The sequence below is a fragment of the Virgibacillus dokdonensis genome, from assembly GCF_900166595.1.
GTDB lineage: Bacteria > Bacillota > Bacilli > Bacillales > Amphibacillaceae > Virgibacillus > Virgibacillus dokdonensis.
The window spans coordinates 279,941-304,519 of the sequence record NZ_LT745762.1; the positions used below are offsets into that span (position 1 = coordinate 279,941).

The 24,579-nt window shown below is 35.9% G+C and carries 21 protein-coding genes, 1 tRNA gene and 1 riboswitch; of the genes, 9 read left to right on the forward strand and 13 right to left on the reverse strand.

The features are described from left to right. The first annotated feature begins 188 nt into the window (after positions 1-188). Both B2C77_RS01680 and B2C77_RS01685 read left to right on the forward strand, forming a co-directional pair. Positions 189-261: transfer RNA gene (locus tag B2C77_RS01680), tRNA-Arg, on the forward strand. 421 nt (positions 262-682) lie between these two features. Beyond that, complete coding sequence (locus B2C77_RS01685) at positions 683-877, forward strand: hypothetical protein (RefSeq protein ID WP_077702107.1); 195 nt, start codon at positions 683-685, stop codon at positions 875-877. A 213-nt stretch (positions 878-1,090) separates the two neighbouring features. Here B2C77_RS01685 and B2C77_RS01690 read toward each other — a convergent pair whose 3' ends face one another. Beyond that, entirely contained in the window at positions 1,091-1,858 is a 768-nt protein-coding gene (locus tag B2C77_RS01690) for a MurR/RpiR family transcriptional regulator (RefSeq protein ID WP_077702108.1), read from the reverse strand. Between the two features lie 263 nt (positions 1,859-2,121). After that, positions 2,122-2,766, reverse strand: coding sequence for a pentapeptide repeat-containing protein (locus B2C77_RS01695; protein ID WP_176087257.1), 645 nt, complete (start codon positions 2,764-2,766; stop codon positions 2,122-2,124). A gap of 1,079 nt (positions 2,767-3,845) precedes the next feature. Here B2C77_RS01695 and B2C77_RS01700 point away from each other — a divergent pair. Continuing rightward, the gene (locus B2C77_RS01700) at positions 3,846-5,453 is read left to right on the forward strand and encodes an alpha-glucoside-specific PTS transporter subunit IIBC (RefSeq protein ID WP_077702110.1); all 1,608 of its coding nucleotides are present in this window, start codon (positions 3,846-3,848) and stop codon (positions 5,451-5,453) included. A gap of 23 nt (positions 5,454-5,476) precedes the next feature. Next, positions 5,477-6,802 carry a 6-phospho-alpha-glucosidase gene (locus tag B2C77_RS01705; protein WP_077702111.1) on the forward strand — a complete coding sequence of 442 codons (1,326 nt, stop codon included), beginning with the start codon at positions 5,477-5,479 and terminating at the stop codon, positions 6,800-6,802. 156 nt (positions 6,803-6,958) lie between these two features. Here B2C77_RS01705 and B2C77_RS01710 read toward each other — a convergent pair whose 3' ends face one another. Continuing rightward, positions 6,959-7,888 carry an MBL fold metallo-hydrolase gene (locus B2C77_RS01710; RefSeq protein WP_077702112.1) on the reverse strand — a complete coding sequence of 310 codons (930 nt, stop codon included), beginning with the start codon at positions 7,886-7,888 and terminating at the stop codon, positions 6,959-6,961. 35 nt (positions 7,889-7,923) lie between these two features. Then, entirely contained in the window at positions 7,924-8,508 is a 585-nt protein-coding gene (locus B2C77_RS01715; RefSeq protein WP_077702113.1) for a TetR/AcrR family transcriptional regulator, read from the reverse strand. Positions 8,509-8,900: 392 nt separating this feature from the next. Here B2C77_RS01715 and B2C77_RS01720 point away from each other — a divergent pair, with 392 nt between their 5' ends. Both B2C77_RS01720 and B2C77_RS01725 read left to right on the forward strand, forming a co-directional pair. Beyond that, positions 8,901-9,611 (forward strand): N-acetylmuramoyl-L-alanine amidase family protein, encoded by a 711-nt coding sequence (locus B2C77_RS01720; protein ID WP_077702114.1) that lies wholly within the window; start codon positions 8,901-8,903, stop codon positions 9,609-9,611. 21 nt (positions 9,612-9,632) lie between these two features. Then, positions 9,633-10,649, forward strand: a complete 1,017-nt coding sequence (locus B2C77_RS01725) for a D-alanyl-D-alanine carboxypeptidase family protein (RefSeq protein ID WP_077702115.1) — start codon at positions 9,633-9,635, stop codon at positions 10,647-10,649. A gap of 737 nt (positions 10,650-11,386) precedes the next feature. Here B2C77_RS01725 and B2C77_RS01730 read toward each other — a convergent pair. From B2C77_RS01730 to tenA, 4 genes are all read right to left on the reverse strand, one after another. Next, positions 11,387-12,118, reverse strand: a complete 732-nt coding sequence (locus B2C77_RS01730) for a hypothetical protein (RefSeq protein ID WP_077702116.1) — start codon at positions 12,116-12,118, stop codon at positions 11,387-11,389. Next, the gene (locus B2C77_RS01735) at positions 12,115-13,560 is read right to left on the reverse strand and encodes a sensor histidine kinase (protein ID WP_077702117.1); all 1,446 of its coding nucleotides are present in this window, start codon (positions 13,558-13,560) and stop codon (positions 12,115-12,117) included. Before B2C77_RS01735 ends, B2C77_RS01730 begins: the two co-directional genes overlap by 4 nt. 1 nt (position 13,561) lies before the next feature. After that, a complete protein-coding gene (locus B2C77_RS01740; protein WP_077702118.1) occupies positions 13,562-14,215 on the reverse strand; it encodes a response regulator transcription factor in 654 nt (217 codons plus the stop codon). 339 nt (positions 14,216-14,554) lie between these two features. Next, entirely contained in the window at positions 14,555-15,250 is a 696-nt protein-coding gene (gene tenA, locus B2C77_RS01745; protein ID WP_077702119.1) for a thiaminase II, read from the reverse strand. Positions 15,251-15,418: 168 nt separating this feature from the next. Further along, positions 15,419-15,518: riboswitch (TPP riboswitch) on the reverse strand. Between the two features lie 153 nt (positions 15,519-15,671). On the opposite strand from tenA, the gene B2C77_RS01750 reads away from it, so the two are divergent. Further along, positions 15,672-16,358 (forward strand): copper homeostasis protein CutC, encoded by a 687-nt coding sequence (locus B2C77_RS01750; protein WP_077702120.1) that lies wholly within the window; start codon positions 15,672-15,674, stop codon positions 16,356-16,358. A gap of 55 nt (positions 16,359-16,413) precedes the next feature. Here the strand turns inward: B2C77_RS01750 and opp4C are convergent, their stop codons facing one another. Genes opp4C through B2C77_RS01775 form a run of 5 tightly spaced genes read right to left on the reverse strand, consistent with a single transcriptional unit; the run spans position 16,414 to position 22,160 of the window. Then, a complete protein-coding gene (opp4C, locus tag B2C77_RS01755; protein ID WP_073011668.1) occupies positions 16,414-17,316 on the reverse strand; it encodes an oligopeptide ABC transporter permease in 903 nt (300 codons plus the stop codon). A 17-nt stretch (positions 17,317-17,333) separates the two neighbouring features. Then, positions 17,334-18,299 (reverse strand): oligopeptide ABC transporter permease, encoded by a 966-nt coding sequence (gene opp4B / locus B2C77_RS01760; protein WP_073011665.1) that lies wholly within the window; start codon positions 18,297-18,299, stop codon positions 17,334-17,336. Positions 18,300-18,331: 32 nt separating this feature from the next. Then, positions 18,332-20,089 (reverse strand): oligopeptide ABC transporter substrate-binding protein, encoded by a 1,758-nt coding sequence (opp4A, locus tag B2C77_RS01765; RefSeq protein ID WP_077702121.1) that lies wholly within the window; start codon positions 20,087-20,089, stop codon positions 18,332-18,334. A gap of 26 nt (positions 20,090-20,115) precedes the next feature. Further along, positions 20,116-21,126 (reverse strand): ABC transporter ATP-binding protein, encoded by a 1,011-nt coding sequence (locus B2C77_RS01770; protein ID WP_141130650.1) that lies wholly within the window; start codon positions 21,124-21,126, stop codon positions 20,116-20,118. Beyond that, positions 21,126-22,160 (reverse strand): ABC transporter ATP-binding protein, encoded by a 1,035-nt coding sequence (locus B2C77_RS01775; protein ID WP_077702123.1) that lies wholly within the window; start codon positions 22,158-22,160, stop codon positions 21,126-21,128. The genes B2C77_RS01770 and B2C77_RS01775 overlap by 1 nt, the downstream gene beginning before the upstream one ends. A gap of 422 nt (positions 22,161-22,582) precedes the next feature. On the opposite strand from B2C77_RS01775, the gene B2C77_RS01780 reads away from it, so the two are divergent. Both B2C77_RS01780 and B2C77_RS01785 read left to right on the forward strand, forming a co-directional pair. Next, the gene (locus tag B2C77_RS01780; protein ID WP_367112744.1) at positions 22,583-23,677 is read left to right on the forward strand and encodes an oxidoreductase; all 1,095 of its coding nucleotides are present in this window, start codon (positions 22,583-22,585) and stop codon (positions 23,675-23,677) included. Positions 23,678-23,912: 235 nt separating this feature from the next. Further along, on the forward strand, positions 23,913-24,449 hold the full coding sequence (locus B2C77_RS01785) for an HD domain-containing protein (protein ID WP_077702125.1): 537 nt from the start codon (positions 23,913-23,915) through the stop codon (positions 24,447-24,449). The last annotated feature ends 130 nt before the right edge of the window (positions 24,450-24,579 follow it).

The window sequence follows — 24,579 nt, forward strand, 5'->3', positions numbered from 1 at the left end:
TTTTATCCTCCAATCTAGTAAGAAAACAGATGTACACTATTTTATCATACTCATTATGTAGAAACCATGTACACTCTGTGAAGGGACGTAGTACTTTTCAAGTGTGGAGGAATTTTGTATAATAGATAGTGCTGGATCAAAAAATGAGATTTGGCACTATGAAGTTTAATTGTTTTTATTTTTTACTTGCCCCCGTAGCTCAGGGGATAGAGCATCGGTTTCCTAAACCGTGTGTCGCAGGTTCGAATCCTGCCGGGGGCGTAGGTTTTAGCATTCTTAATTGCAAAAACGATCAAGGCTTTGTTCACATCAGTAAACCCATTAAAAGATCCTTCTTTTGCCTTCCACATTTATTCTATAGATATTCAACAGTTCCTTTATACTTTGTAGTAAGAGAATAGCTTTATCCTATTAAAAGCTTAAAAATATATTTATATCTTGTGTAAAGTGTTGTATATGATGTTTTAAGGTTATCATATACAAAAAAGGTTACTTGGTCATTTTTGATGCTAAATAAAATATGTGAAATTCAATGAAACTCATCACATTACTGTTTTTGGAAAGTTGTTATAAAAACACCCTTTTTGGTTAGTGCTATTAATATTATTACTATTAGGTAAGGTTAATTAGTAGTTAACTATTTGTTTACTAATTAAAGTATGATTTGAAAGGATTTAATACAATGAAAAAAATTACGAAGACCCAAGTAGTTACCATTCTTTTGATTATCGGTTGGATGATATGGGAATATTATGTATGGCAGTGGTCGAAAACAGAAGTTGGAGCTGTTATTAGAGTGGATTTAATCTATATCGTTCCAATTATATTGATTATGGTAATTATATCCATTCTTCAATTGTTAAAAGCAAGAAAGTAGGTTGATTTTTTTGGAAACAATACAGGGAGACCACTCGAGATAGTAGAAGGGTTCTTCTCTAAAGTGTAACTTACAAAGTTGATTGTCCAAGAAATAAGTAAAGTAAAAGATATCGCATCTAAATCCCCGTCTTGTACTATAAAAAAATATCCTCGAGTTAATTATTGAATATATAAAAAAGCCAAATCCAAAGGTGAAAAACCTTTAGATGGGCTATATATCGTTTATTTCTTCTTGTTTTCCCTTGTACTCGATATATTTACGGTACATCGTTTCAATAGCAATATAGAACGGGACAAATGAAGTGATTTCTGTTCCCTCCTTGGTTGCTCCAGGTGTTGTTGTGGCATATATGTTGTTAGGGGACATTTGTGCGAGTTTATTATTTTTTAAATTAGTGATTGTAATGACATCAATCCCTTTGGCATTTAGCTGTTTAATATTTGGAATTAGCGTTGGTGTATCACCAGATAAAGAAATAATTAGGACCACATCCGTATCTTGCATCCCCCTATACATCGCTTCGAATTCCACTTGGTCGTGAATAAGGATAATAAATGTCTCAATAATAGAAAACATACGTTGACAGTCTTTGGCACACATTAATTGAGCGGTTCCTGTACCATGTATATAGATTCTCCCTGCTTGGTATAATAACTTGCTAATAGAATCAAAATCAACGGATTCCAAGTTCTTTAGCGTGTGCGCTACATCTGAATGGAATGACTCCATAAGGTCATCTGTGGGATGTTTTGTTTCTCCTTCCCACTTTAAAAAAACTCTAAATTCGCTATAGCCACTAAAGCCAAGTTTCTTCGTTAGTCGATGAATGGAAGAACGAGAGGCAAAACAAGCATTTGCTAATTCGACAATACTTAAATCATAGCACGACTCCCGATGGCTCAGTATGTATTGGAGAACCTGCAGATCATTTCTGTTTAATTTTTCGTAATTTTTATTAATTAATGTTTCTAGTTTCATCGTACACTCCTACCTAAGCTTTGATTATATCCAGTATAACATTCTTTTGCTAAGAGGATAATTCCTTGTTCGTTTTAACGGATTTGTAAACTTGTATAGTTTAGGATCAAGGCTATGTGCAACGATAAACGAACGTAAAGTGGAATAGCATGTGAAACTTCAAACTCCCATTCTCAAAATGTTAGTGACATAGAACTCCTGTTTACTATTTTTGCTCACTTACTCTTGCGAACAAACAAATTCGTGTTGGGACCCGCTTCCCCCTATTCTTTTACTTTTAAACCTAACATTGCGGCAAATGCTACTGCCTGTTCTGAAGAAATAATACAACCTTCCAGTTCGTCTAAAGAGACAATTAGTCTTTCAAAAGTAGAATTACTCAGGTCTACATTCTTTAGTGGTGTTTGCGAAAAATTGACTTCGTTTATATCACAGTGCTGGAATTGAACTTTATTAAATTTACATGCATAAAAGTCCGCACCTTTTAAAGAGCAATGATCAAAAATGATCTGTTTCGGACTACTATAATTAAAAGAGCTTAAATGGATGATACTATTTTCAAAACGCACATTTCTTAACGTGGCGTCGGCTAAGTTCACCCCGACCATCTTTGTGTCTTTGAATTCTACACGATGAATAATCGCCCCTAAAAAATCTACGTTGGACAGATCACAGTTATCAAAAATAACGTCTGTTAATTCTACGTTTTTGAATGAGGATCCATTTAATTTGACCTGTTTAAAAACGACTTGCGAAAAATCTGTACGATCATAGTTTTTCATTTCAGCAGAGCAAGTAGAAACTGTGCAATGACGTAGAGAAGGGTCCCCGTTTTCAAATATATCTTGAAGAGAGGTGGTAGGTAAATCGAAATAAATATTTGGTTTTTCAATCTTTACTTTTGACATCATAGTAGCTCCTTAAAATAATTTTACGTTATAAGTAAGGCTTTATAGTATAAACCAAGTTATACTATTCCGTTAAACCCGAAACGTTTGTTCTTATTATAGGATAAGAATCACTTGATTGGCAACCAAGAACATGACTTCTTTCATATATCTTGCTATTAATCGATTTGTAGAGTCCATTTACTTAAAAAACTGTCAATGTATTTCGGCAATTTCTCCTTCTAAGCGAATAAACTGTTCCTCTGAAGAAGATACTCAGTCACGCACATACTCCAGTTATAATTCATCCAGCTTAGCTTGTAATTGATTTTCATTAATTACAATATATGTAAAATAGTTGAAGTTCACAATTATACAGTAGTTGCTACACCTTATATCAATAAACAAACTTTGGCGATAGCCAAGTTTTTCTAAGATAATCACGGCTAAAGGAAAAAACATTTTCTATGTTATTTAGTTGGGAAAATTCCCAACTTATGAAAACGCGTTCATAAATGGTAACGCTTTCCCTAAACCCTCTAAACCTATTGAATGAATGCGTGCGCCCTTCTATACTTAAATTAACAAATGAAAGCGACATCAACAAAATGGAAAATTCATTTGTTAGCTTTTTCATCGTCTAGGAAATTATAAAATTTAGCAGCTGTGGATAAACTTACTAAGTTATTTAGCCACGTCCGGCTCCAGCGCCCAGCAACTAGGCGACTTCACGAAATCGCCCTACGATAAGTCATCATCGGTTCGTTCCTCACCGTGATTCCTTTATCTCAGTTGATTCGTTCCAGTCGCTACGTTGCTGAACGGACGCTTGCGCCTTTGTTCCTTATTATTTCATTTTTCGTATGATGTAAGATTAACTATTGAAGTATTCCTTGAAAAGGTATAAAAGTGTCGAGGAGGTATTCAAGTATAAAAGGTTAATGAAGGAGTTTTTTACTTTATAGGAAAATATCGAGTTTTTAAAGTTTATCGTACAAAAAAATCGACAGCGTTTTACTCTTAAACTCGGCGATAAGCTACGTTTTAAAAAGAATAGGTTATCATTCGTTATTTTACTAAAAAATAGGTGGTGTATATGTATGAACGCAATCCGTAGATTTGGAAGTGCCATGATTGTACCAGTGCTATTATTTCCATTTTTTGGTATAGTGGTAGGCTTGGCAACATTGTTCAAGAATGAGGCTGTCATGGGAGAGTTGGCTAACCCAGATGGACTATGGTACCAAATTTGGACATTAATCGAAAATGGTGGTTGGACCGTATTTAATCAAATGGAGCTTGTATTTGTTATTGGGCTTCCAATATCTCTGGCAAAGAAAGCGCCAGGTCGTGCTGTTCTTTCGTCTGTCATGGGTTACTTAATGTTTAACTACTTTATTAACGGCATTTTAACGATTTGGGGGCCAGCATTCGGTGTCGACTTTGCTAGTGAAGTTGGTGGTACAAGCGGATTAAAAGAAATTGTTGGTATCAAAACATTAGATACGAACATTATCGGTGCTATCTTTATTTCTGCGCTCGTTATCTGGTTACACAATCGTTATTATGAAAAGAAATTGCCTGAATCCATTGGGATTTTTCAAGGTGGACCATTCGTAGTAATGATCTCTTTCTTCTTAATGATTCCACTTGCTTTTCTTACAAGCTGGATTTGGCCAATGGTGCAAAATGGTATTGCATCTTTACAAGACTTTTTAGTTTCATCCAGTTATATCGGTGTATGGCTGTTCCACTTCTTGGAGCGAATTTTAATTCCGACGGGGTTACATCATTTTATATATACACCATTTGAATATGGACCAGCAGTGGTTGACGGTGGTATGAAGTCGTATTGGATCTCTCATTTAACAGAGTATTCACAGTTTACTGGTGCATTAAATGATATCTTCCCAGGCGGCGGCTTCTTGTTACAAGGAAACATCAAAATGTTTGGTTCCATCGGTATTGCACTTGCCCTTTATCATACAGCAAAACCAGAAAAACGTAAAAAAGTAGGTGCATTATTATTTGCAGCAGCGTTAACCGCTGTATTTGCAGGTATTACCGAGCCGCTTGAGTTTACATTCTTATTTATTGCTCCATACTTATTTGCACTTCATGCAGTTCTAGGGGCAACTATGGTTACAATAATGCATGGATTTGGTCTAGTTGGTAATATGGGTGGCGGGTTAATTGAAATAGCCGCAACAAACTGGGTACCGCTTATGGGGAACCATTGGGGCGTGTACATGGTTCAATTTATCATTGGAATCATCTTCATTGTCATTTATTACTATACCTTTAAGTTTTTAATTTTGAAGTTTGATATTCCAATGCCAGGTCGAGAAAAGGATGACAATAGTGAAACAAAGCTGTACACCAAACAAGACTATAAAGCAAGTAAATCAGGATCTGAAAACGACGTAGCTCATGCAGAACAAAAATACAACAATGAATATGAACGAAAAGCAGCTATCTATCTCCAAGGTCTTGGTGGTGCAGAAAATATAGAAGATGTTACAAATTGTGCAACGCGTTTACGTGTCACAGTATATGATCCAAATAAAGTCGAGGATGACATGTATTTTAAAGAATATGGGGAAGCCCACGGTGTGGTAAGAAATAACAAGAGTATTCAAGTAATTGTTGGATTATCCGTGCCACAAGTCCGTGATTCCATAGATACATTTTTAAATCAAAAGCAGTAAAACACATCAAGGAGGAAAAAATCATGAAACAATTTTCAATTACAATTGCTGGTGGAGGTAGTACATTTACTCCTGGGATTATATTAATGCTCTTAGAAAACTTGGATCGTTTTCCAATTAAAGAAATAAAGCTGTATGATAATGATGAAGAACGTCAAGGAACTGTAGCAGGAGGTTGTAGGATCTTATTAAAAGAAAGAGCTCCACAAATTAAGTTTGTTGAAACAATTGACCCGGAAGAAGCATTTAGTAACATTGATTTTGTCATGGCTCATATCCGTGTTGGTAAATATGCAATGCGTGAAAAAGATGAAAAAATACCACTGAAATATGGTGTTGTCGGTCAAGAAACATGTGGACCAGGTGGAATTGCATATGGTATGCGTTCCATTGGACCAGTTATTGAACTTGTTGATTATATGGAAAAATATTCACCAGATGCATGGTTCTTAAATTATTCAAACCCTGCAGCTATTGTAGCAGAAGCAACGCGTCTTTTACGTCCAAATTCTAAAATATTAAATATATGTGATATGCCAATTGGTATTGAAGAATTAATGGCTGCATCCATTGGACTATCTTCTCGTAAAGAAATGGAAGTGAAATACTTTGGATTAAACCATTTTGGCTGGTGGTTTGATATTCGTGATAAAGAAGGAAACGACCTCATGCCTAAAATTCGCGAGCATGTTTCTAAACATGGTTATGTAACAGTGGATGAGAGTAAACAGCATTCAGATGCTAGTTGGAACAGTACATTTGCTAAAGCAAAAGATGTGCAAGCCCTTGATCCGACAACCGTTCCAAACACGTATTTAAAATATTATTTTTATCCAGATTATGTCGTAGAACAGTCGAATCCAGACTATACACGAGCGAATGAAGTTATGGATGGACGTGAAAAGTTTGTATTCAGTGAATGTCAAAAAATAATTGATAACCAAACAGCAGAAGGAACAGAACTAGAAATTGATGAACATGCTTCTTATATCGTAGATTTAGCTCGTGCAATTGCTTATAATTCAAAAGAACGCATGCTCCTTATTGTTGAAAACAACGGAGCAATAAGTAATTTTGAACCGACAGCGATGGTAGAAGTCCCATGTATCGTTGGTAGCCAAGGTCCTGAGCCACTTGTTATGGGAGAGATTCCTCGTTTTCAAAAAGGGTTAATGGAACAGCAAGTCGCAGTTGAAAAGCTTGTCGTCGAAGCTTGGGCAGAGAAATCATATCAAAAACTATGGCAAGCATTGACTTTATCCAAAATCGTTCCAAGTGCAAAAGTTGCGAAAGATTTACTAGATGATTTATATGAGGCGAATAAAGTATACTGGCCAGAACTATCCTAATGAAATAAGCCATAAACCAAACTGTCTAAAAAGGTGAGTAAAACCTTTTTGGACAGTTTTTTTATACTATAGGAAAGCATTTAATTTTAGAATTTGTATATAGGGAGGAAACAAGACTTTGCGATAAGCGAAGTCTTAATAAAGTCGTCTCTCTTTTTAGTAAAGGATATCTACTTTATCGTTAATTTTTTGTTTTTTAGGTAATACCCTGCTTCTTTCATTCCTTTCTAAAAACATTTTGAGATCTATTAAGTTATGTTGTTGAATAGATGGATGATTTACATCTAATGTATGACCACCAAACAATAAGGTATCAGCGTTTGTTTTGCTAATTAATTTTTTGGTTGAAGAAAGATATTTCTTTATATCTACACCAGGGATTAATGTAGCAGCCAAGATTGGGCCATGGTAAATAAGATCACCTACAAATAATTGATTTAATTCTTTGTCATATAAAGAGATAGAATCATTGCTATGTCCCGGTGTAAAAATAATTTCTAGCTGTCTATTTCCAAGATCAATGAAAGTACCTTCTTTTAAAATTTCTTTAAATTTTATCTTAGGAGGAGCAAATCCTTCTAATTGTCCCACAAATGAATATTTACGAGGTATTAAAGTATCTTCTTTTACTATTTGTTTTTCTATTTGGTTCTCTGTTAATTTAATGTCACTAAATTTTTCATGGTTTCCCACATGATCATAGTGAAAATGCGAATTCATTACAGTTATAGGTAGCGATGTTAAGCTTTCTACTACAGGTTTAATATTCCGAATCCCTGGCCCAGTATCTAATAGTAACGCTTGCTTGTCTCCTAATATTAAATAGTTAACATTGCTTTGATAATACCTAGGCTCACCAATGGCAATCGTTTTTCCATCTATATAATTGATTGTATAATAATCGTTAAACCATTTTACATGATCATCTAATTTTATTTCTTCTTTTTTAATTAATCCAAAAGGTTTTACACCGCAAAGAAGAGAAAACATTAACTGAGGGAATTTATGCCTATTCATGACTAAAAATCCACCAAAAAGTAGTGAAGGAATAAATATTCTTTTTTTGTTTTTTCTATTTTTCATCATTGAATTACTCCTTTTGTTGTAGATTTTAATAGAGGTTATTTTTGAATTCCTTTCCAAAACACCTCCCAAATATTATTCATTCTAATATAAAAATCTTGTTTGGAAAAATTTTCTAAATAGAAGAAGCTACCGTCAAGCAAAGAAAAGAATGTATCTATTATTTTATTTGTTTCAATAAATTGTCGATCTGGGGTTTCCTCAAGAAATGAACATAATATAACTTCAATATTGTTGGTTAGTGTTTGCATTTTTTTTTGAGTTATAGGATTGATGCTTTCAGGTGGTGAAAGGCTATACTTTTTCATAAAGAGTCCTATATGCTTATTCTCATAAAAAAAAATGTTAGTCCCAACTAAAAGTTCATAGAGTTGTTCTTTTGTAGATGATTTCTGAATAGTAGATATACGGTCGGTTAGATGTTCAATATAATCTGTGATTACTTTTTCAAATATGCTTTCAAACAGTACTTTTTTGTTAGCAAAATGAGCATAAATTGCAGGCGCTTTTATGGATACTTCTGAAGCAATGTCTTTTAGGGAAGTTTGTTCATAACCTTTAGTAGAAAATAATATTAGACCATTCTCCAGAATTTTCTTTTTTGTTTGTTCCCCTTTACTCACTTATAAGCCCCCCAAAAAAATAATTTAATTAACGTTAATTAAATTATAAAGGAGGCTGTTTTTTTTGCAACTATAGAAAATTATAAAGGTTTTCAGGGTTTATATTAAAAGCAAAAAACTATGGCTTTCGCCATAAGACTTGGCGACAAGCTAAGTTTTTCTAACAATTAATTTTTTTAGAAACTGTGAAATATGAAAGTGAGTAATATTCTTTTTAATATATGATACAACTATGATTGAATAATTATGGTAGTCTGATACGTTGCTTTCATAAACTATATATAAGAATCTCGGGTTTAAAGTTAATAAACAACAAAGTTCTAATTATTTAATCTATGATATGTTTCTAGATTAGATAAAATTTTAGGAGCAGAGGGAAAGGAATATAGTTTATGAAGCGAAAGCAAATAATCATGTTAATTATATTATCTCTGTTATTCATTTTATTAGCAGCATGTGGAGATAATGACTCTGCGGAAGGCAAGACGAAGACAGTAGGTGAAACAGAACAAGAAACCTTAAATGCTACAACGGATTCAGGAGAATTGAGCGGGCATACAGTAATGATTGACCCTGGACATGGGGGAAGAGATCCTGGTTCAATTGGAATTAATGACATATATGAAAAAGATTTAGTTACAAATACAACAAAACCGATAGAAAAAGCGTTACGTGAAGCTGGAGCTAATGTTATAATGACTAGGAAAGAAGATGCAAAAATACCGTTAAAAGAAAGAAGAAGCATGAGTAATGAAGCAATGCCGGACGCTTTTATCAGTATTCATTACAATTCATTTGAGGATTCTAGCGTAGGTGGCTTTCATACGTATTATTATTCTCAGGAAAAAGAATATCGATTGGCACAGAGCATCCATCAGTCCCTGGGTAATTCCATCTCATTAAAGGATAGAGGGATACTAGAAGATAGCTATGCTGTATTAAGAAACAATGAAGTACCAGCAATTCTTTTAGAACTAGGTTTTATGAGTAACCCCGAAGAATTAGCAGTTATTCAGTCTGATGAATACAGTCAAACGGTGGCAGAAGCAATTGTACGTGGGTTAAAGAATTACTTTGAAACAAATGAAAATGTTTCAAGCTAGTGTTGTGAAGGAGAGGAAAGCATGAAACGGAAACATATTATCAGCTTTATCGTTTTATTATTCGTATTAGTATTTACATCAGCATGTGGAAATGACGATAAAGAACAACAAGCAGATAAGCAGTCCAAAGCCGAGGATAACACAGAAAATACAATGGAGGAATTACAACTTCCTGAAGCGGCTTTGCAAAAATTAGATAGCGGAGAAGATGTTAAGGCATTACAGCTTGCTTTAAAAGAAATTGGCTATGATATAAAAGATAATGGTGATTTTGATGCAGCTACAGTATGGGCAATTACTGATTTACAAATGCAGAAAGATTTACCTTTGACTGGTATATATGAAGAAGAAACAGCAGAGGTAGTTAAGCAATTGGTTGAAGATGGAAGTCATGATTTTGAACCTGGAAAAAAACTACCTGCAAAAGCAGAGCCTGCTACAACAGATAGCGGCACTAATGTAATTGCAAATCCGTATGAACAATTGGTGTTAGTAAATAAGGAAAATGCATTACCAGCAGATTATACACCTGTTGATTTAGTGGTACCCGACATAAATTATCCTTTTACAGAAGATTTACCGAAAAAGAAAGTGCGTAAAATTGCAGCTACAGCAATTGAAGATTTGTTTGCCGCTGCAGATAAGGCGGGGCTAGAGTTGTTTGCTCAATCTGGGTATCGTTCTTATGATCGCCAAGAAACAGTATTTGCATCTAATGTCCAATCGTTAGGAGAAGAACAAGCTAACCAAGTAAGTGCTCGACCAGGTGAAAGTGAGCATCAGACAGGTTTAACGATGGATGTGACGAGTAGAGATATGGGTTTCCAATTAAATGAGGACTTTGCTAATACAGATGAAGGTAAATGGTTAGCGGAAAATGCCGCTGAATATGGTTTTATTATTCGCTTTCCTAAAGGAAAAGAAGAGATTACGCAATATCAATATGAGCCATGGCATATTCGTTATGTAGGTAAGAAGGCTGCTAAAGAAATAACAGAGAATGAATTAACATTAGAAGAATATTTGACAGCAGAATAACGATAGTGAATACAGCTTGTAGGTAATTTACAGGCTGTTTCTTTGTATTATAGGAAAGCCTAAGTATAAGCCTTTGTTTTTCTAAGGAAATACAAAATTATAAAATTAGAGGCTTGTGTATTGTTTAACAACATTACCGAATAAGCCATGTCCGTCTCCGTTGCTCAGCAACTAAGCGACTTCACGAAGTCACCTTACGAGAAGTCATTATCGATTCGTCTCTAAGAGGAAAGCCGACTAAAAACGTGCTTGCCGCCTGAAGCCGGCATACTCCCTGTCGTAGTGGCTTGATTCCTAAATCTTTAGTTGATTCGTTTCACCCGCTCCGTTGCTAAATGGGCGCCCCGAGATTTTTATTCCACTATAGGAAAGTATAAAGTTTAAAGGTTTATCGTACAAGAAAAACGACAGCGTTTTTTTGTCATAAGACTTGGCGACAAGCCAGTTCTTCTAATGTGCATAATGTTAATCTACTCGCTTGCTAACATAAGCAAAAAATTGACGACTCTATGAAAGAATCGTCAAGCATTCTATATAAAAAGGGGAAAAGCGAGATCAAGGTTTTTTGTGTGCTCATTTTAGAACGAACTTTTCATGGATATCGTACTAAATGGGAATATAAGTTTTCATATTTTGAACAGTTGTCTATGGTGAGAAATGGAAGTGTTAAACCTGCGATCTCTCTTCTTACTAGAAAGTATAATAGATCAACGTATCATAGTTAGCTCATTTATCCATCAAAATTGCTTCTTTTCTGCTTCAAATGCAGGAATTAAATAGAAACTCGCAAAATACCTATCGGAAAAAAAGGAAATATAGACGTCTTCGTCCGCTAGCGTATATATTTTTTCTGTTCTTTTATCGATTAATTTTTTTTCACTTACTTTCACATTAAAATAATTAGCTAATTTTGTAGTAGTTTGATCATGATCAGTCATAGATAAGGATTTGTTATTACTTGGGCTCACTCGATACTCATAGATTTTATTCGTTTGGGTGTCCATTGATATATTTATTTCTACACCATTAGTGGAAAAGAAAGCTTCCCAGATCGTTACTGTGTGCTGGGGATGTTGTGTATTTAAAAATGTTTTGATATTGGAATTAATGATCGTGAATTCAGGTTGCATATCAATTTGTGGAAACAACCCTTTGTTTTGCAGTTCTTTGATTTCATTAATTCCCTTAGAAAGGTATTCAGCTCTTTTCGTCTCATCATTACTTTTTTCAATGATGGCAATGTTTTCATTTCCGTCATAATGATTAACGATTAATTTTAACTTTTCTTCAATGGATGTCGTTTGATTATCATTCACTTGTTTTTCTTCTGTTTGGAAATTTGATACAAAAATATGATTCAACAAACGCTCCTCTTGAACATTTTTTAAAATAAATGGTAAGAAAGCGATGCTAACCCCTATAATAGCTAAAAGAACGTTGGTAAGGTGTATTTTATTCTTTTTCATCATCGCTTCACACCTTTAATCATTACTGTCACACAAGTACCTTCGCCAAACTCACTGTCAAATGTCAGTTCAGCTTTGTGTAAATGGATAATCTCACTGCAAATAGCAAGTCCTAGACCCACACTTCCTTGTACCCTTGCTCTTGATTTATCAACCATATAAAAAGCGTCGGTAATTTTAGCCATTTCATCTGTTTGAATACCTTTTCCATTATCACAAATACGGATGTGATAGTCGTTTTGGTGGATAAAGCCATGGAGCATAATTTCTCCATGATCATGATCGATTGCTTTTCTTGCATTATCGAGTAAATTGGTACAAACGGTTCGCATTAAATCGGGCTCAATAGGTATCATAGCTTCTTCTGCTTCCACATGAAAATCCATATTTTCTTTTTCAAAAATAGGTTCCATGTACTGTTGCAAGGGGCTGAAAAAGGCAGTTGCTTTTATGGGTTTTGTTTCAATATCTCGTTTTTTTAATACCAACAAATCGAGTAATTTCATTGTTAACTCCTCAATTCGCTTTCCTTCTTGAAAAATATAATTCGCTGCCATAAATGTTTGTTCTGAATCTAACTTTTTAGAGCGAAGCATATCTGCATAACCTATCATGGTAGTAAGTGGTGTTTTTAATTCATGACTAATACTCCCAATAAATGTTTCTTGTCTTTGATTGGCTTCTTTTAACTGAGAAATCATTTCTTCAATATGTTCAGCCATAAAATTAAAATTGCGGGATAATTCCTCAACCTCAACATAGCTGCTAACACTCGTTCGTTCTTCAAAATTTCCTTTAGTAATCTGTTTCGTTGCTTTCGATAATTTATAGATCGGTTTTGTCAGTAGCCATGCAGTGACTAGCATGACGATTGCACCTATTCCAATCATCAGCAGCGTAATATACATATACATTGTCCATTGGTCATTTTTACTCGCAAAAATATCGGATATTTCTCGAAAGTTTTCAATGTAGAATAAATCTTCATGTAATTGCAGTGGTGTCATAGCGTGAAGAAAATATTTCCCATTAACATTTTTTACTTGGTAGCCTTTAGATTGATTCGATACTTGTGTAACGGCATCGTTACTTAAATCTTCATTAAAATTATCGTATACGACATGTCCGTCCTGGTTACTAATACGAAAAGTAAGTTCTCCACCAGATTCATAAATGGTTAAGGAGGAGGCAACGGTTATGAGTAGCTCTTCATTGGATATTGATTCCTTGTTTTTTTCATCAGCGAAGTAAAAATCCGATACGGAAGCCTCTCGTAGTTCTTTTTGTAGCGAGTATCTTAAAATATCATTTTCCTCAAATACAGAAGTGGCTTCGCGCTTGATAGAATCTTGAAAAGCGGAGTCAATTAATATATAACTTCCAATGCTGAAGCAGGAGACAGATACGATCATCGTGGAATAAAATATTTTCCAGAATAACTTCATGCTATACCTCCAGTCTATAGCCCACCTTATAGACTGCTACGATTTTATCCTTTAAACCAAGCTTTTGTCGCATACGTTGTACGTGCAGGTCAATCGTCCTGCTTTCGCCGACAAAATCTTCTCCCCATACTTTCATAGAGATGTTACTCCGAAATAGAGCAATATTTTTATTGTTGATAAATAATAATAATAAGTCGTACTCTTTCGCTGTTAGATTAACAGTTTTTCCTGATTTGGTTACGACTCTGGAAAGCGTATCTATTTTTATATCAAACAATTCTATAAATTGTTTGTTTTTATCATATCTGCGTAAAACAGTTTCCACTCGGGCTAGTAATTCTACGATTTCAAAAGGTTTCGTTAGGTAGTCTTCCGCTCCAAGCTTTAACCCTTTTACTTTATCCGTTACATCTGATTTGGCAGTTAAAAATATGACTGGTATATCGTAAGGCTGGATATATTCTAGTAAATCATAGCCATTAATTTTGGGGAGCATAATATCTAAAATTGCTAAATCAAAATGATTTGCTTCAATCATATCAGCAGCTTGTTCTCCATCATAGGCACAGAAACATTCATATCCTGCATCTCCGAGACTCATTTTTATTAAGTCAGATATTGGTTTTTCATCTTCAACGATTAGTATTCGAACCATTGGGCAAACCTCCCTCTCTTTCATTATAAATTATCTGTGTAACAATGTTGTATCATATCTATCTGGTATATATATCCTTTCGAAATCTATAGGTTATAATAGGCTGTTAGCAAGCTATTGTATCGTTCTACCTAAGGAATAAAGAAAGCTACGACATGTCACCAAGTCTTTATGGTGATAGCCGTAGCTTTTAAATGATGAGCTTTACATTTTTAGGGCGGTTTTTTATGAAGTTAAAAATCTGTAGATCATGCCGCCTGATATTGGTCCAAAATAATTATTGCTTTTTTAGTTTATTGCTTTTAATAGTCATTTCAACGGATAAAGATTTGCAAAGAATTATAAGTTTTGGGCAGCAACAGGGACAGGCCACATGGCTTGATGTTCTGCCATGTCCCAGAACATATATTCAAAATAGCTCGTTTTCACAACGATATCTTCCAAGATGGTTAACTCGTGTTCTGGTTTATCTTCCGCAATTGTATTAATTAAATCAATGCAATCGTTAGCCAGTGCTGTAAAATCTTCGGAGGAATACATTTGTACCCAATTGCCATAAAATTCATGTTCCAAGGCGTTTGGCCAGGCTGCCAATGCTTTGCCAATGTAATTATAACTCCAAGCACAAGCGAGTACGGCGGCGACTGTATTTTCTATGCCACCTTGTTGTGCCACATTTAGCATATAACTTGTGTATGCAGTCGTTGTTGCCGCCGCTTCTGTTTCTTCTAATTCATCAGCAGTTATGCCAAACTTGCTTGCATAGTTACGATGTAAATCCATTTCCATATGCAAGGTTCCATGAAGTAAATTGGCAAACGTTGTCATTGTTGATAAATCATGTGCTTTCGCGCTTCCTAGTGCAAACAAGCGAGAATATTCTATTAAATAAACATAGTCTTGCTTCATCCAGTGCTTGAACTTTTCCTTATCAAGCCAACCTTCTCCTAACCCTTTTACAAACGGATGCTCCAAATAGGATTTCCAAATTGGCTCTACCTTTTTCCATAAACGATCTGTAAATAGTTGTTGCATAATACTATATTCTCCTCTCGATAATTGAAATTATTTTAATGCTAGAGAAGATGTGGAAACAACAAACCTTTGTAGTTCAGGATAAGACGTACTTGCATCTGGAGAAAATAATAATCCCCATTCTACGATGTAAATAGAATGGGGAAGTGATTGCCTGATTATTACTATTCATGCAAGTTGTCACTTCCCTACGCTAGTACAAACTAGATCAGGTTCAAAGGGTCAAGTTTCCTTTCTCAGCAATAAAATTGCTCCCCTAGTGAGATATATAATAACACTATGTATTGCCATTAAAGCATAGATGGTAGATTTAGGCAAAGGAAGTGAGGATAGTAGTAGGTTATTTGCATCTTTTTGGTCTATTAAAAGGCGCTCTCATCAGGTAGGATAAGGGTATTGTGTGTAAAGGAGAGGGTTGTTCATGCTTTTAGAAGTTATTGCTACGAACTTAACGGATGTGATAGAAGCAGAGCAGTATGGAGCAGATCGGATTGAACTTAGCCCTGCGATGGCAGAAATAGGGCTTACACCAAGTTACGGTTTACTAAAAAAAGCGGTTGAAGCTGTCCATCTGCCTATAAATGTCATGGTTCGTCCGCATAGTCAATCATTTGTATACAACAAATACGATATAGACACGATGAAGGAAGATATAGATCTGATTAAAAAGATGGGTGCAAACGGTATCGTTATAGGGGCATTGACTGCTGAAAAAACAGTTGATGAGGAAGTGTTGAAACAGCTATTAGATGTGGCTGATGATTTAGAAGTAACTTTTCATCGGGCGTTTGATTTTGCTCGTGACCAAGAAGAAGCGTTAGCATGCTTGGCACAATATAAGCAAATAACGACAGTGTTAACTGCAGGAGGTAACTATAAAGCACCTGATGCAATTCCGCAGCTACAACGATTGATTCATTTGGCTGCGGATACACATGTAAATATGATGGTGGGGCATGGTTTAAAGCCAGCAACCTTTGCTGATGTATACGAGCAAGTGAAACCCCATGCATTCCACTTTGGTTCTGGCGCTAGAAGGAACGATTCATTCGCATATAAACTGGATCGCAGCAAGATACAACAAATAAAAAATATACTCCAAAAATAAATCTGACATAGGTAGAGCCTGAGCTTATTAAACAAGCTCAGGCTCGCTTCATGCATTATTTTTTTGATTTCGGATTGAAAGCGTCCTTAAACCCTTCACCGATAAAGTTGATGGATAAAATAGTTAATGTAATTAATAAACCTGGTGGTAGCCAAATCCACCACAGATTTTCAAACGTGCCAGGATCGCGTGCTGCTTGTAGCATATTGCCCCAGCTTGGTGTACCGACAGGAACCCCAAATCCAAGGTAACTAAGTCCTGTCTCCGCCACGATCATCGCTGCTAATAACAGCGTTGCTTGAACGATAATCGTTGACATGACGTTAGGTAATATATGTTTAATCATAACTTTAGAAGGCCTTGTTCCAATGGATATAGCACTCAACACATATTCATTTTCTTTTTCCGACATTACCTTGCTTCGAATTACCCTTGCAGCCCCTGTCCAGCTAAGCAAGCTGATAACAAGAATTAATGCTAACACTCCACTGTCAACAAAGATTGCTTGTAATACGATAACAAAAATGAGAAATGGGAAGTTCATCATGAAATCGGTAAATCGCATGAGAATGCTGTCTACTATGTTACCGTAATACCCTGAAATGGTTCCTATTATTGTCGCAATGGTTATAATAATGGTCATACAAGAAAAACCAATTAATAGTGACGTCCGCCCACCGTATAGCAGCATGGTGACAATATCTCTTCCAGCAGAATCTGCTCCAAGCCAATGTTCAGCAGAAGGCGGCACTTCAACGAGTCTTGGGTTAATACGGCTCGGATCAATGTCTGATAAAAGTGAAGCTGACATCGATAATGCTGTTACAACGAACAGGAAAATAAGACTTGCCATCGCAGGAATATTTCGGACAAACTTTTTACGAGCAATTCCCCATTGTGATAAGCTTTTCTTCTTTGGAGGGGCCAGCTGAACGGTTTGGTTTGTTGATGGTTCCATTTAATCTACCTCCTCCACTAATCTAATCGTATTCTAGGATCTACTAAAGCATAGAAAATATCAGCTAGTAGATTTCCGATAAGTGTCATTACGGTTAGTAGCATTGTAACTGCCATAACGACGGTGTAATCTCGATTATTAATGGAATCTACAAATAATTGCCCTACCCCTGGGTATGTGAAAATGGTTTCAATAATAACAGAACCGCCAATAATACCAGCTAAATCAAATCCTAATAATGTAACGATAGGAATAACAGAATTACGTAAAATATGTTTATTATATATTTTCCTTTCTGGCGTTCCTTTTGCACGTGCCATACGTACAAAATCTTTTTGAGAACTTTCAATCATGTCATTACGTAAAAATTGCGTATAGCTAGCAATGGGTAATAAACCAAGACATAATGACGGTAAGATAGCATGTTCTACTTTACTAATAATATATTCCCATGTTCCAGGATCTACCCCCGAACCAATACTTCCAGTCGCTGGAAGCCATCCTAATTGAAAGGAAACAAAGTAAATAAACAATAAGGCTGCTACAAAACTCGGCATGGCAAGTGCTAAATAATTTAATACTTGTACACCATAGTCGCCTAATGTGTAGGGATGGCGGCCTGCGTATCTCCCCATTAAAAAGGAAACTATGTATGTAATAATCATGGCTACGACGGCTAATAATATGGTATTAGGCAGTCGCGATAATATTAATTCTGAAGCGGGCATTTTATGCACGAAGGATTGTCCAAAATCCCCTTGAAAAAATCCACTAATCCAGTTTAAATACTGCACATAAATGGGATCGTTATAGCCAAGCTTCTCCCGCATTTCTTCAATATAAGCTGGATCTGTATTTAATGGATCAATCCTCCCTGTAAGGGCATCTCCTGGCATAAGGTTTGCCAGGAAAAATACCACTACAGAGACCAGGAAAATAATGGGGATCATGATGGCTATTCTTCGTAAAGTGTATATGAGCATATTATTTTCCCCTTATTTATTAGTTTTATAGTCTATTCTTCATCAGCGTTTGTTACCCACCATAAATGTGTGTCTTGCTGAGCTGTAAAGGAATTGGTGTGAACATTTTGTAGACGTTTGTTCACTGCATAGACGTCCACTGGTGCGTATAGGAAAATGTTTGGCAATTCATCGTTAATCAATTTTTGCCATTCAGCATATACATCTTTACGGTATTCTTGATCAAAAGCTTCATCGCTAAGTCCTTTTTCAATTAACTCATCTGACTCTTCATTCACCCAACGAGCAAAGTTTGATACGCTATCTGATTTCCACAAACCAGTTGGATCTGGGTCAGAAGCAAGCCCCCAAGCGCCCATAAATGTTTCCACCGATTCCTCATCTTTTTCCAGGACATCATAGAATAAATTAAATTCTTTTAGACCACCGTTTAATTTCGCATTAATTCCAACATCTTGCCAATTCTGTAAAATGTATTGAGCACGTGGCTCAGAAATATCTGAACCTGACATCGTATCGAAGTTTACTGTAAACTCTTCTCCGTCTGGGTTCTCACGCCAACCATCCTCATTAGTATCCACGTAACCAGCTTCATCTAATAGTTCTTTCGCTTTTTCAGGGTCATAACTGTAATCTTCTAGTTCTGCTTGATCCGCATATGCCCAGCTGACAGGAGGTACTGGTGCTCCAATTACCTCACCAAGACCATTGGAAAAGGAATCGAGAATTCCTTGCACGTCGATTGCATAAGCCATTGCTTTACGAAGTTGTTTGTTTTGGAACTTCTTATTATCCATTACGTTAACGCCTTCTTCAGCATCCCAATGCCCCAATTTAAAGCCGATATAGTTAAAGCCCAGTGCTGGTTCCTCAATTGCTTCTACGTTATCTAATTCTTTTATTTCCGGGTATTGGCTACTTGGAGCTTGCATAATATCGATCTCTCCATTCTTAAGGGATCCAGTTGCTACGGAAGCATCAATAACTTTATAAACGACGCCATCCAAGTATGGTTCCCCTTGCCAATAATCTGCATACTTTTCCATTTCTACCATTTCACCTGGTACAACGTTTGTTACCTTGAATGGTCCAGTACCAATTGGGTTTTTACGTACAGCGTCTGATTCTGGTAAATCAGCTACTTCTATCCCATCATAATGGTGCTTTGGCATTGGATAGGTCCATAGATTTGTAATTGTATTTGGCGCAACGTCTGTTAACGTTAATACGATTGTTTTTTCATCAACAATTTCAATGCCGGAAATGCTGTCTGCTTCTCCTTTGTTATATGCTTCTGCACCTTCAATCATATTGACATTTGTGTAGCGCATTCCCTCGTAATCTTTGTGAGCAATAACTTCATAGGAATAGGCAATGTCCTCGGTAGTCAGTGGCTCCCCGTCATGCCATGTAATACCATCTTTTAGCGTGAAAGTGACGGTATTATTATCTTCGTCTACCTCAAAATCCGCCATACCAGGTTCAGGTTGTAATTCATCATTCGTATCGACTAAGCTATCCGTTACAAACCTTAAAATTTTGTCATCATCTTCTCCTTCGTATAATCCACGCTCCAACAAGCCTTGAAACGGTTGCGTAAAAGCAAATGTTACAGTGCCACCTTTTTTAGGCTCTCCTTCTTCTTTAGCATCATCGTCAGACCCTTCTGCTTCTTCTGTTTTATCGTCTCCTTCAGCATTGCCTTTCTCCGACGTGTTATCTGCACATGCTGCTAAAAATAAAGTGAACGAAAGGAAAATGAATAAAAACAACCAAACTTTCTTTTTCAACAATGACTCCCCCTTAAATGGTTTTATTATTGGTTCTCATATAAAAGACATGCGACCTGGTGGTTAGGCCTCACCTCCTTTAATTGAGGTACAAATTCTTTACATTTCTCCATTGCCATTGGACATCTCGTATGAAAAACGCATCCCCTTGGCGGGTTTTGTGGATTTGGAACATCGCCTTTTAAGATAATGCGCTCCTTCTTTATTAGTGGATTCGGTTCAGGAATGGCAGAAATGAGTGCTTGTGTATAAGGATGCAATGGTTCTCTATAAATGGATTCATTATCTCCAACTTCCACCATTTTACCTAAATACATGACGCCGATTTGATCACTCATATGTTTGACAACACTTAAGTCATGGGCAATGAATAAATATGTTAAATCAAACTCTTCTTGCAGTTCTTTTAAAAGGTTTAATACTTGTGATTGGATGGAGACATCAAGTGCACTAACTGGTTCATCTGCAACAATTAATTTAGGGTTTAAAGCAAGTGCTCGTGCTATTCCAATCCGTTGTCGTTGTCCCCCAGAAAATTCATGTGGGTATTTATAATAATCTTCTTCACGTAGACCGACGCGTTTTAATAGGTGTTGTACTTCGGGTTTTAAGTCTTTATGTGATTTATTTCTATAATTACGAATAGGCTCATCTACTAAATGGCCAACCATCATTTTCGGATTTAATGAAGCATATGGATCTTGAAAAACCATTTGATAATCCTGTCTCGCTTTCCGAAGTTTGGAACCGCTTACTTTAGTAATGTTTTCCCCTTCAAAGAAAATATTTCCATCAGTAGCATCTGTGAGCCTTAAAATGGTGCGTCCTGCGGTAGATTTTCCGCAACCTGATTCACCAACAAGACCGAACGTCTCTCCTTTTCTAAGTGTAAGGGAAATATCATCTACTGCTTTCACATCACCTGTTTTTCGTTTGAAAAATCCAGTATGAATGGGATAATATTTTTTTAAATTTCGGACTTCTAAAAGTATATCCTTTTGTGTTAAATCTTTTTTCTTTACTTCGGCAGTTTGCATCATACGTTTTCTACCTCCTTAGCATAGGATGTTTCTTTTGGATAACACTCGTTATATAAGAGGCAGCGTGCATAGTGATCATCATCCACTTTAGCAAGTTGTGGTGTTACAAGTGGACAATCTCCAAAAGCCTTTGGGCATCTATCTGTAAAGCGACACCCTACTTCAGGCATGCTTTCCAATGAAGGTACAACACCATCAATAGTGTTTAATTTGTCCTTTGTCTGGTCCATTTTAGGTATGCTATCTAGTAATGACTGTGTGTATGGGTGTTTTGGTTGCGTAAATAGATCTACAACACTAGCCTCTTCCACAATTTTACCAGCATACATGACAATGACTCTGTCAGCCATTTCTGCTACAACACCTAAATCATGGGTAATAAGCATTATGGCCATATTCACTTTGTTTTGGATATCTTTAAGTAACTCTAGTATTTGCGCCTGAATGGTTACATCTAATGCTGTAGTAGGTTCATCTGCAATTAAAAGCTTCGGTTGTAAAGCAATTGCCATAGCGATGACTACACGCTGACGCATTCCACCAGACAATTGGTGAGGATATTCATTAAGAATTTTTTCTGGACGTGATATCCCCACTTGTTTTAACAAATCAATTGCTTTATGATTTGCTTCCTGCTTAGAAATGTCTAAATGATTAAATAAAATCTCGCGCATTTGCCATCCAATTGAAAAAACGGGATTTAAAGCTGTCATTGGTTCTTGGAAAATCATTGCAATATCTTTACCACGAATTTGGTTCATTTCCTTTTCGGACTTTTGTACCAAATTTTCTCCATTAAAAAGAACTTCTCCATCTGAAATTTTAGAATTTATCTTTGGAAGAAGCTGCATAATTGATAATGACATTACACTCTTTCCACAGCCTGATTCACCAACAACGCAAACTATTTCTTTAGGTTTCACGTTAAAATTCACGTCTACTACAGCGTGATGTAATTCATCATTTATCAAAAAACCTGTATGTAAATTCTTTATATCAAGTACGTTTTGATCTTGCTGTTCTTGAGACAACTTAAGCCCCCCTTATTGTTAAATTCAATAAATCGTAATTTTTCTGTTATTTGAGAGTATATAATATTTATTATTTTTTAACAAGTCTATTTATACTTTTATTAGGAATTTTTTCACAACTATAATAATAAAGTACTATGCTTTGTAATGAGAGGCATTTTCCTGATATAAAATCATTTTTATACCAAAGCATATGGTGAAAATTAAAAGATAATGAATATACATCTGGTTTTAAATTTGAACTATAGAAAAGTATAGAGATTACAGTATAAACCAATTTTTAAAAGCCAGTATGCCAAATTAAGTTCAAAACAGTTCATATAAGCAACTAAATTGCAGAAAATAAAGAAAGGTGCCATAATATACTGCATAAAATTATCGATAAATGTTAATTTTAAATAACAACAAAGAATAGGGTGAAGATGATGAATAAATTGTTTGAACAAGGGTATCTCGGAACATATGTGTTAAAAAATCGCTATATTTTAGCTCCAATGACAAGAGTAAGCTCTGAAGCAGATGGAACACCGAATGAGCGCGTTCAGCGTTATTATGAACGATATGCTAAAGGTGGCTTCGCTGTTGTTATTACAGAAGGCGTTTATCCTGACACGAAATATAGTCAAGCATATGAATTTCAAGGAGGCTTAGCCACGGAAAAGCATGCTACGCATTGGAAGCCAATTGTAGAAAGTGTACAATCCCATGGAGCGTTGATGATTGCGCAATTGATGCATGGTGGAGCTCAAACGCAAGGGAATTTTTATACAAATGTTACCGTAGCACCATCGCCGTTTACTCCTCCAAGTGATAAGGCAGAAATCTATGGTGGTAGCGGTCGGTATCCAGAAGCAAAGGAATTAACCCTTCATGAAATTGAAGAAGTGAAACAGGGCTTTGTTCAATCCGCAAAGTATGCAAAGAAGGCTGGGTTTGATGGAGTCGAATTACATGGAGCAAATGGTTACTTACTTGATGAATTTTTATCAGCAAATATTAATCAGAGAAATGATCAGTATGGAGGTAGTGTAGAAAATCGAGTTCGACTGTTAAAGGAACTTATAGCTGATGTGAAAGAAGCAGTTGGCGGGACAATGATTGTAGGAATTCGTATTTCTCAACTAAAAGCTACCGATAAAAGCTATACATGGTCTGGTGGAGAGGAAGAAGCATCAATCATCTTTTCTGAACTAGGAAAAACGGATGTCGACTATATTCATATTTCCGATGATGATGCAATGACACCTGGATTTGGTGAAGGAACAATGACGATGTCAGAGGTAGCGAAAAAATATGCTGGGAAGCCGGTTATTGCTTGCGGACGTTTAGGCGATCCGGAAAAAGCAGAAGCAGTTATCGAGCAAGGAAAGGCTGATTTTATAGCTATTGCTCGTCAAGCGTTAGCGAACCCTGATACTCCAAATCGGGTGAAAAATGGGGAAGAGCTACAAGCATTTGATGGAAAAGCAATATTGACACCAAAAGCATACGTAAAAGATTTTGAATTAGAAATGTAATATATAAACAACTGTCGCAAATAGAAGCATGCATAAGGGTGCTTTTATTTATGGCAGTTGTTTTTTACTGACTTTAAAGGAAATATAAGGAGCTGAGATGAATATAGTTCAAAAAAAGAACAATTGGATCGAGTATATAACTTGCAATAACTTATGTTCATATGCTATAGTTTTAAAAATTTACCCTTATACTAGAGAATATTAAAAAAATAACATATAAAGGAGGTATCTATAGATGAGAAATGTAACATTAGAAACCGTGTTCCTACATCCTGTTACACAGCGTTATTTAAAACGTTCAGGTATAGCTCATGCAATTGCGGTTGCGGAATATGCATTTGATCTTGCCAAGCAGTATCATGTAAACCGTGATCATGCTACGAAGGCGGCTCTCTTGCATGATGTAGGGCATTATACGTGGTATACAGAAGGAAAATGGGATTATGACAAATATCGAAAAAATGATATTCATGCAATTAAAGGTGCTAGCCGTGCGCATAAATTACTCATTCGCATTGGCGAGGACCCTCAAGTAGCTAAAGAAATAGCTGTAGCTATATTGTTGCATACGGATTCTTACTTGCCGAATGGCGAATTACAATTAAAACCATTACAGCAAGTTGTACACTTGGCAGATGAAGCTGATGAAGAAACTGGTGGGAACCATCATTACAAGCGCATTGATGACGAATCGGCCTTAGAGCGAATTCAGTTGTTAGATCAAAAGATCACGCAATGGTTAAGCATGAACGAGATGAAACATATTATCTAAAATGAATGACAAGTAGGAAAGCATACTGTATGGATTGGAGCTTTAATCTATCTCCTGTCCCATTTTCCTTGCTTTCTTGTTTTACATAATCGCTGTTGCTTCAATAAAAAGCACCCCTTCTTTATCTCCC

Coding starts and splice junctions, on each gene's coding strand:
- B2C77_RS01685 (WP_077702107.1), top strand. CDS start 683: ATGAAAAAAATTACGAAGACCCAAGTAGTTACCATTCTTTTGATTATC.
- B2C77_RS01690 (WP_077702108.1), bottom strand. CDS start 1,858: ATGAAACTAGAAACATTAATTAATAAAAATTACGAAAAATTAAACAGA.
- B2C77_RS01695 (WP_176087257.1), bottom strand. CDS start 2,766: ATGTCAAAAGTAAAGATTGAAAAACCAAATATTTATTTCGATTTACCT.
- B2C77_RS01700 (WP_077702110.1), top strand. CDS start 3,846: ATGAACGCAATCCGTAGATTTGGAAGTGCCATGATTGTACCAGTGCTA.
- B2C77_RS01705 (WP_077702111.1), top strand. CDS start 5,477: ATGAAACAATTTTCAATTACAATTGCTGGTGGAGGTAGTACATTTACT.
- B2C77_RS01710 (WP_077702112.1), bottom strand. CDS start 7,888: ATGATGAAAAATAGAAAAAACAAAAAAAGAATATTTATTCCTTCACTA.
- B2C77_RS01720 (WP_077702114.1), top strand. CDS start 8,901: ATGAAGCGAAAGCAAATAATCATGTTAATTATATTATCTCTGTTATTC.
- B2C77_RS01725 (WP_077702115.1), top strand. CDS start 9,633: ATGAAACGGAAACATATTATCAGCTTTATCGTTTTATTATTCGTATTA.
- B2C77_RS01730 (WP_077702116.1), bottom strand. CDS start 12,118: ATGATGAAAAAGAATAAAATACACCTTACCAACGTTCTTTTAGCTATT.
- B2C77_RS01735 (WP_077702117.1), bottom strand. CDS start 13,560: ATGAAGTTATTCTGGAAAATATTTTATTCCACGATGATCGTATCTGTC.
- B2C77_RS01740 (WP_077702118.1), bottom strand. CDS start 14,215: ATGGTTCGAATACTAATCGTTGAAGATGAAAAACCAATATCTGACTTA.
- tenA (WP_077702119.1), bottom strand. CDS start 15,250: ATGCAACAACTATTTACAGATCGTTTATGGAAAAAGGTAGAGCCAATT.
- B2C77_RS01750 (WP_077702120.1), top strand. CDS start 15,672: ATGCTTTTAGAAGTTATTGCTACGAACTTAACGGATGTGATAGAAGCA.
- opp4C (WP_073011668.1), bottom strand. CDS start 17,316: ATGGAACCATCAACAAACCAAACCGTTCAGCTGGCCCCTCCAAAGAAG.
- opp4B (WP_073011665.1), bottom strand. CDS start 18,299: ATGCTCATATACACTTTACGAAGAATAGCCATCATGATCCCCATTATT.
- B2C77_RS01770 (WP_141130650.1), bottom strand. CDS start 21,126: ATGCAAACTGCCGAAGTAAAGAAAAAAGATTTAACACAAAAGGATATA.
- B2C77_RS01780 (WP_367112744.1), top strand. CDS start 22,583: ATGATGAATAAATTGTTTGAACAAGGGTATCTCGGAACATATGTGTTA.
- B2C77_RS01785 (WP_077702125.1), top strand. CDS start 23,913: ATGAGAAATGTAACATTAGAAACCGTGTTCCTACATCCTGTTACACAG.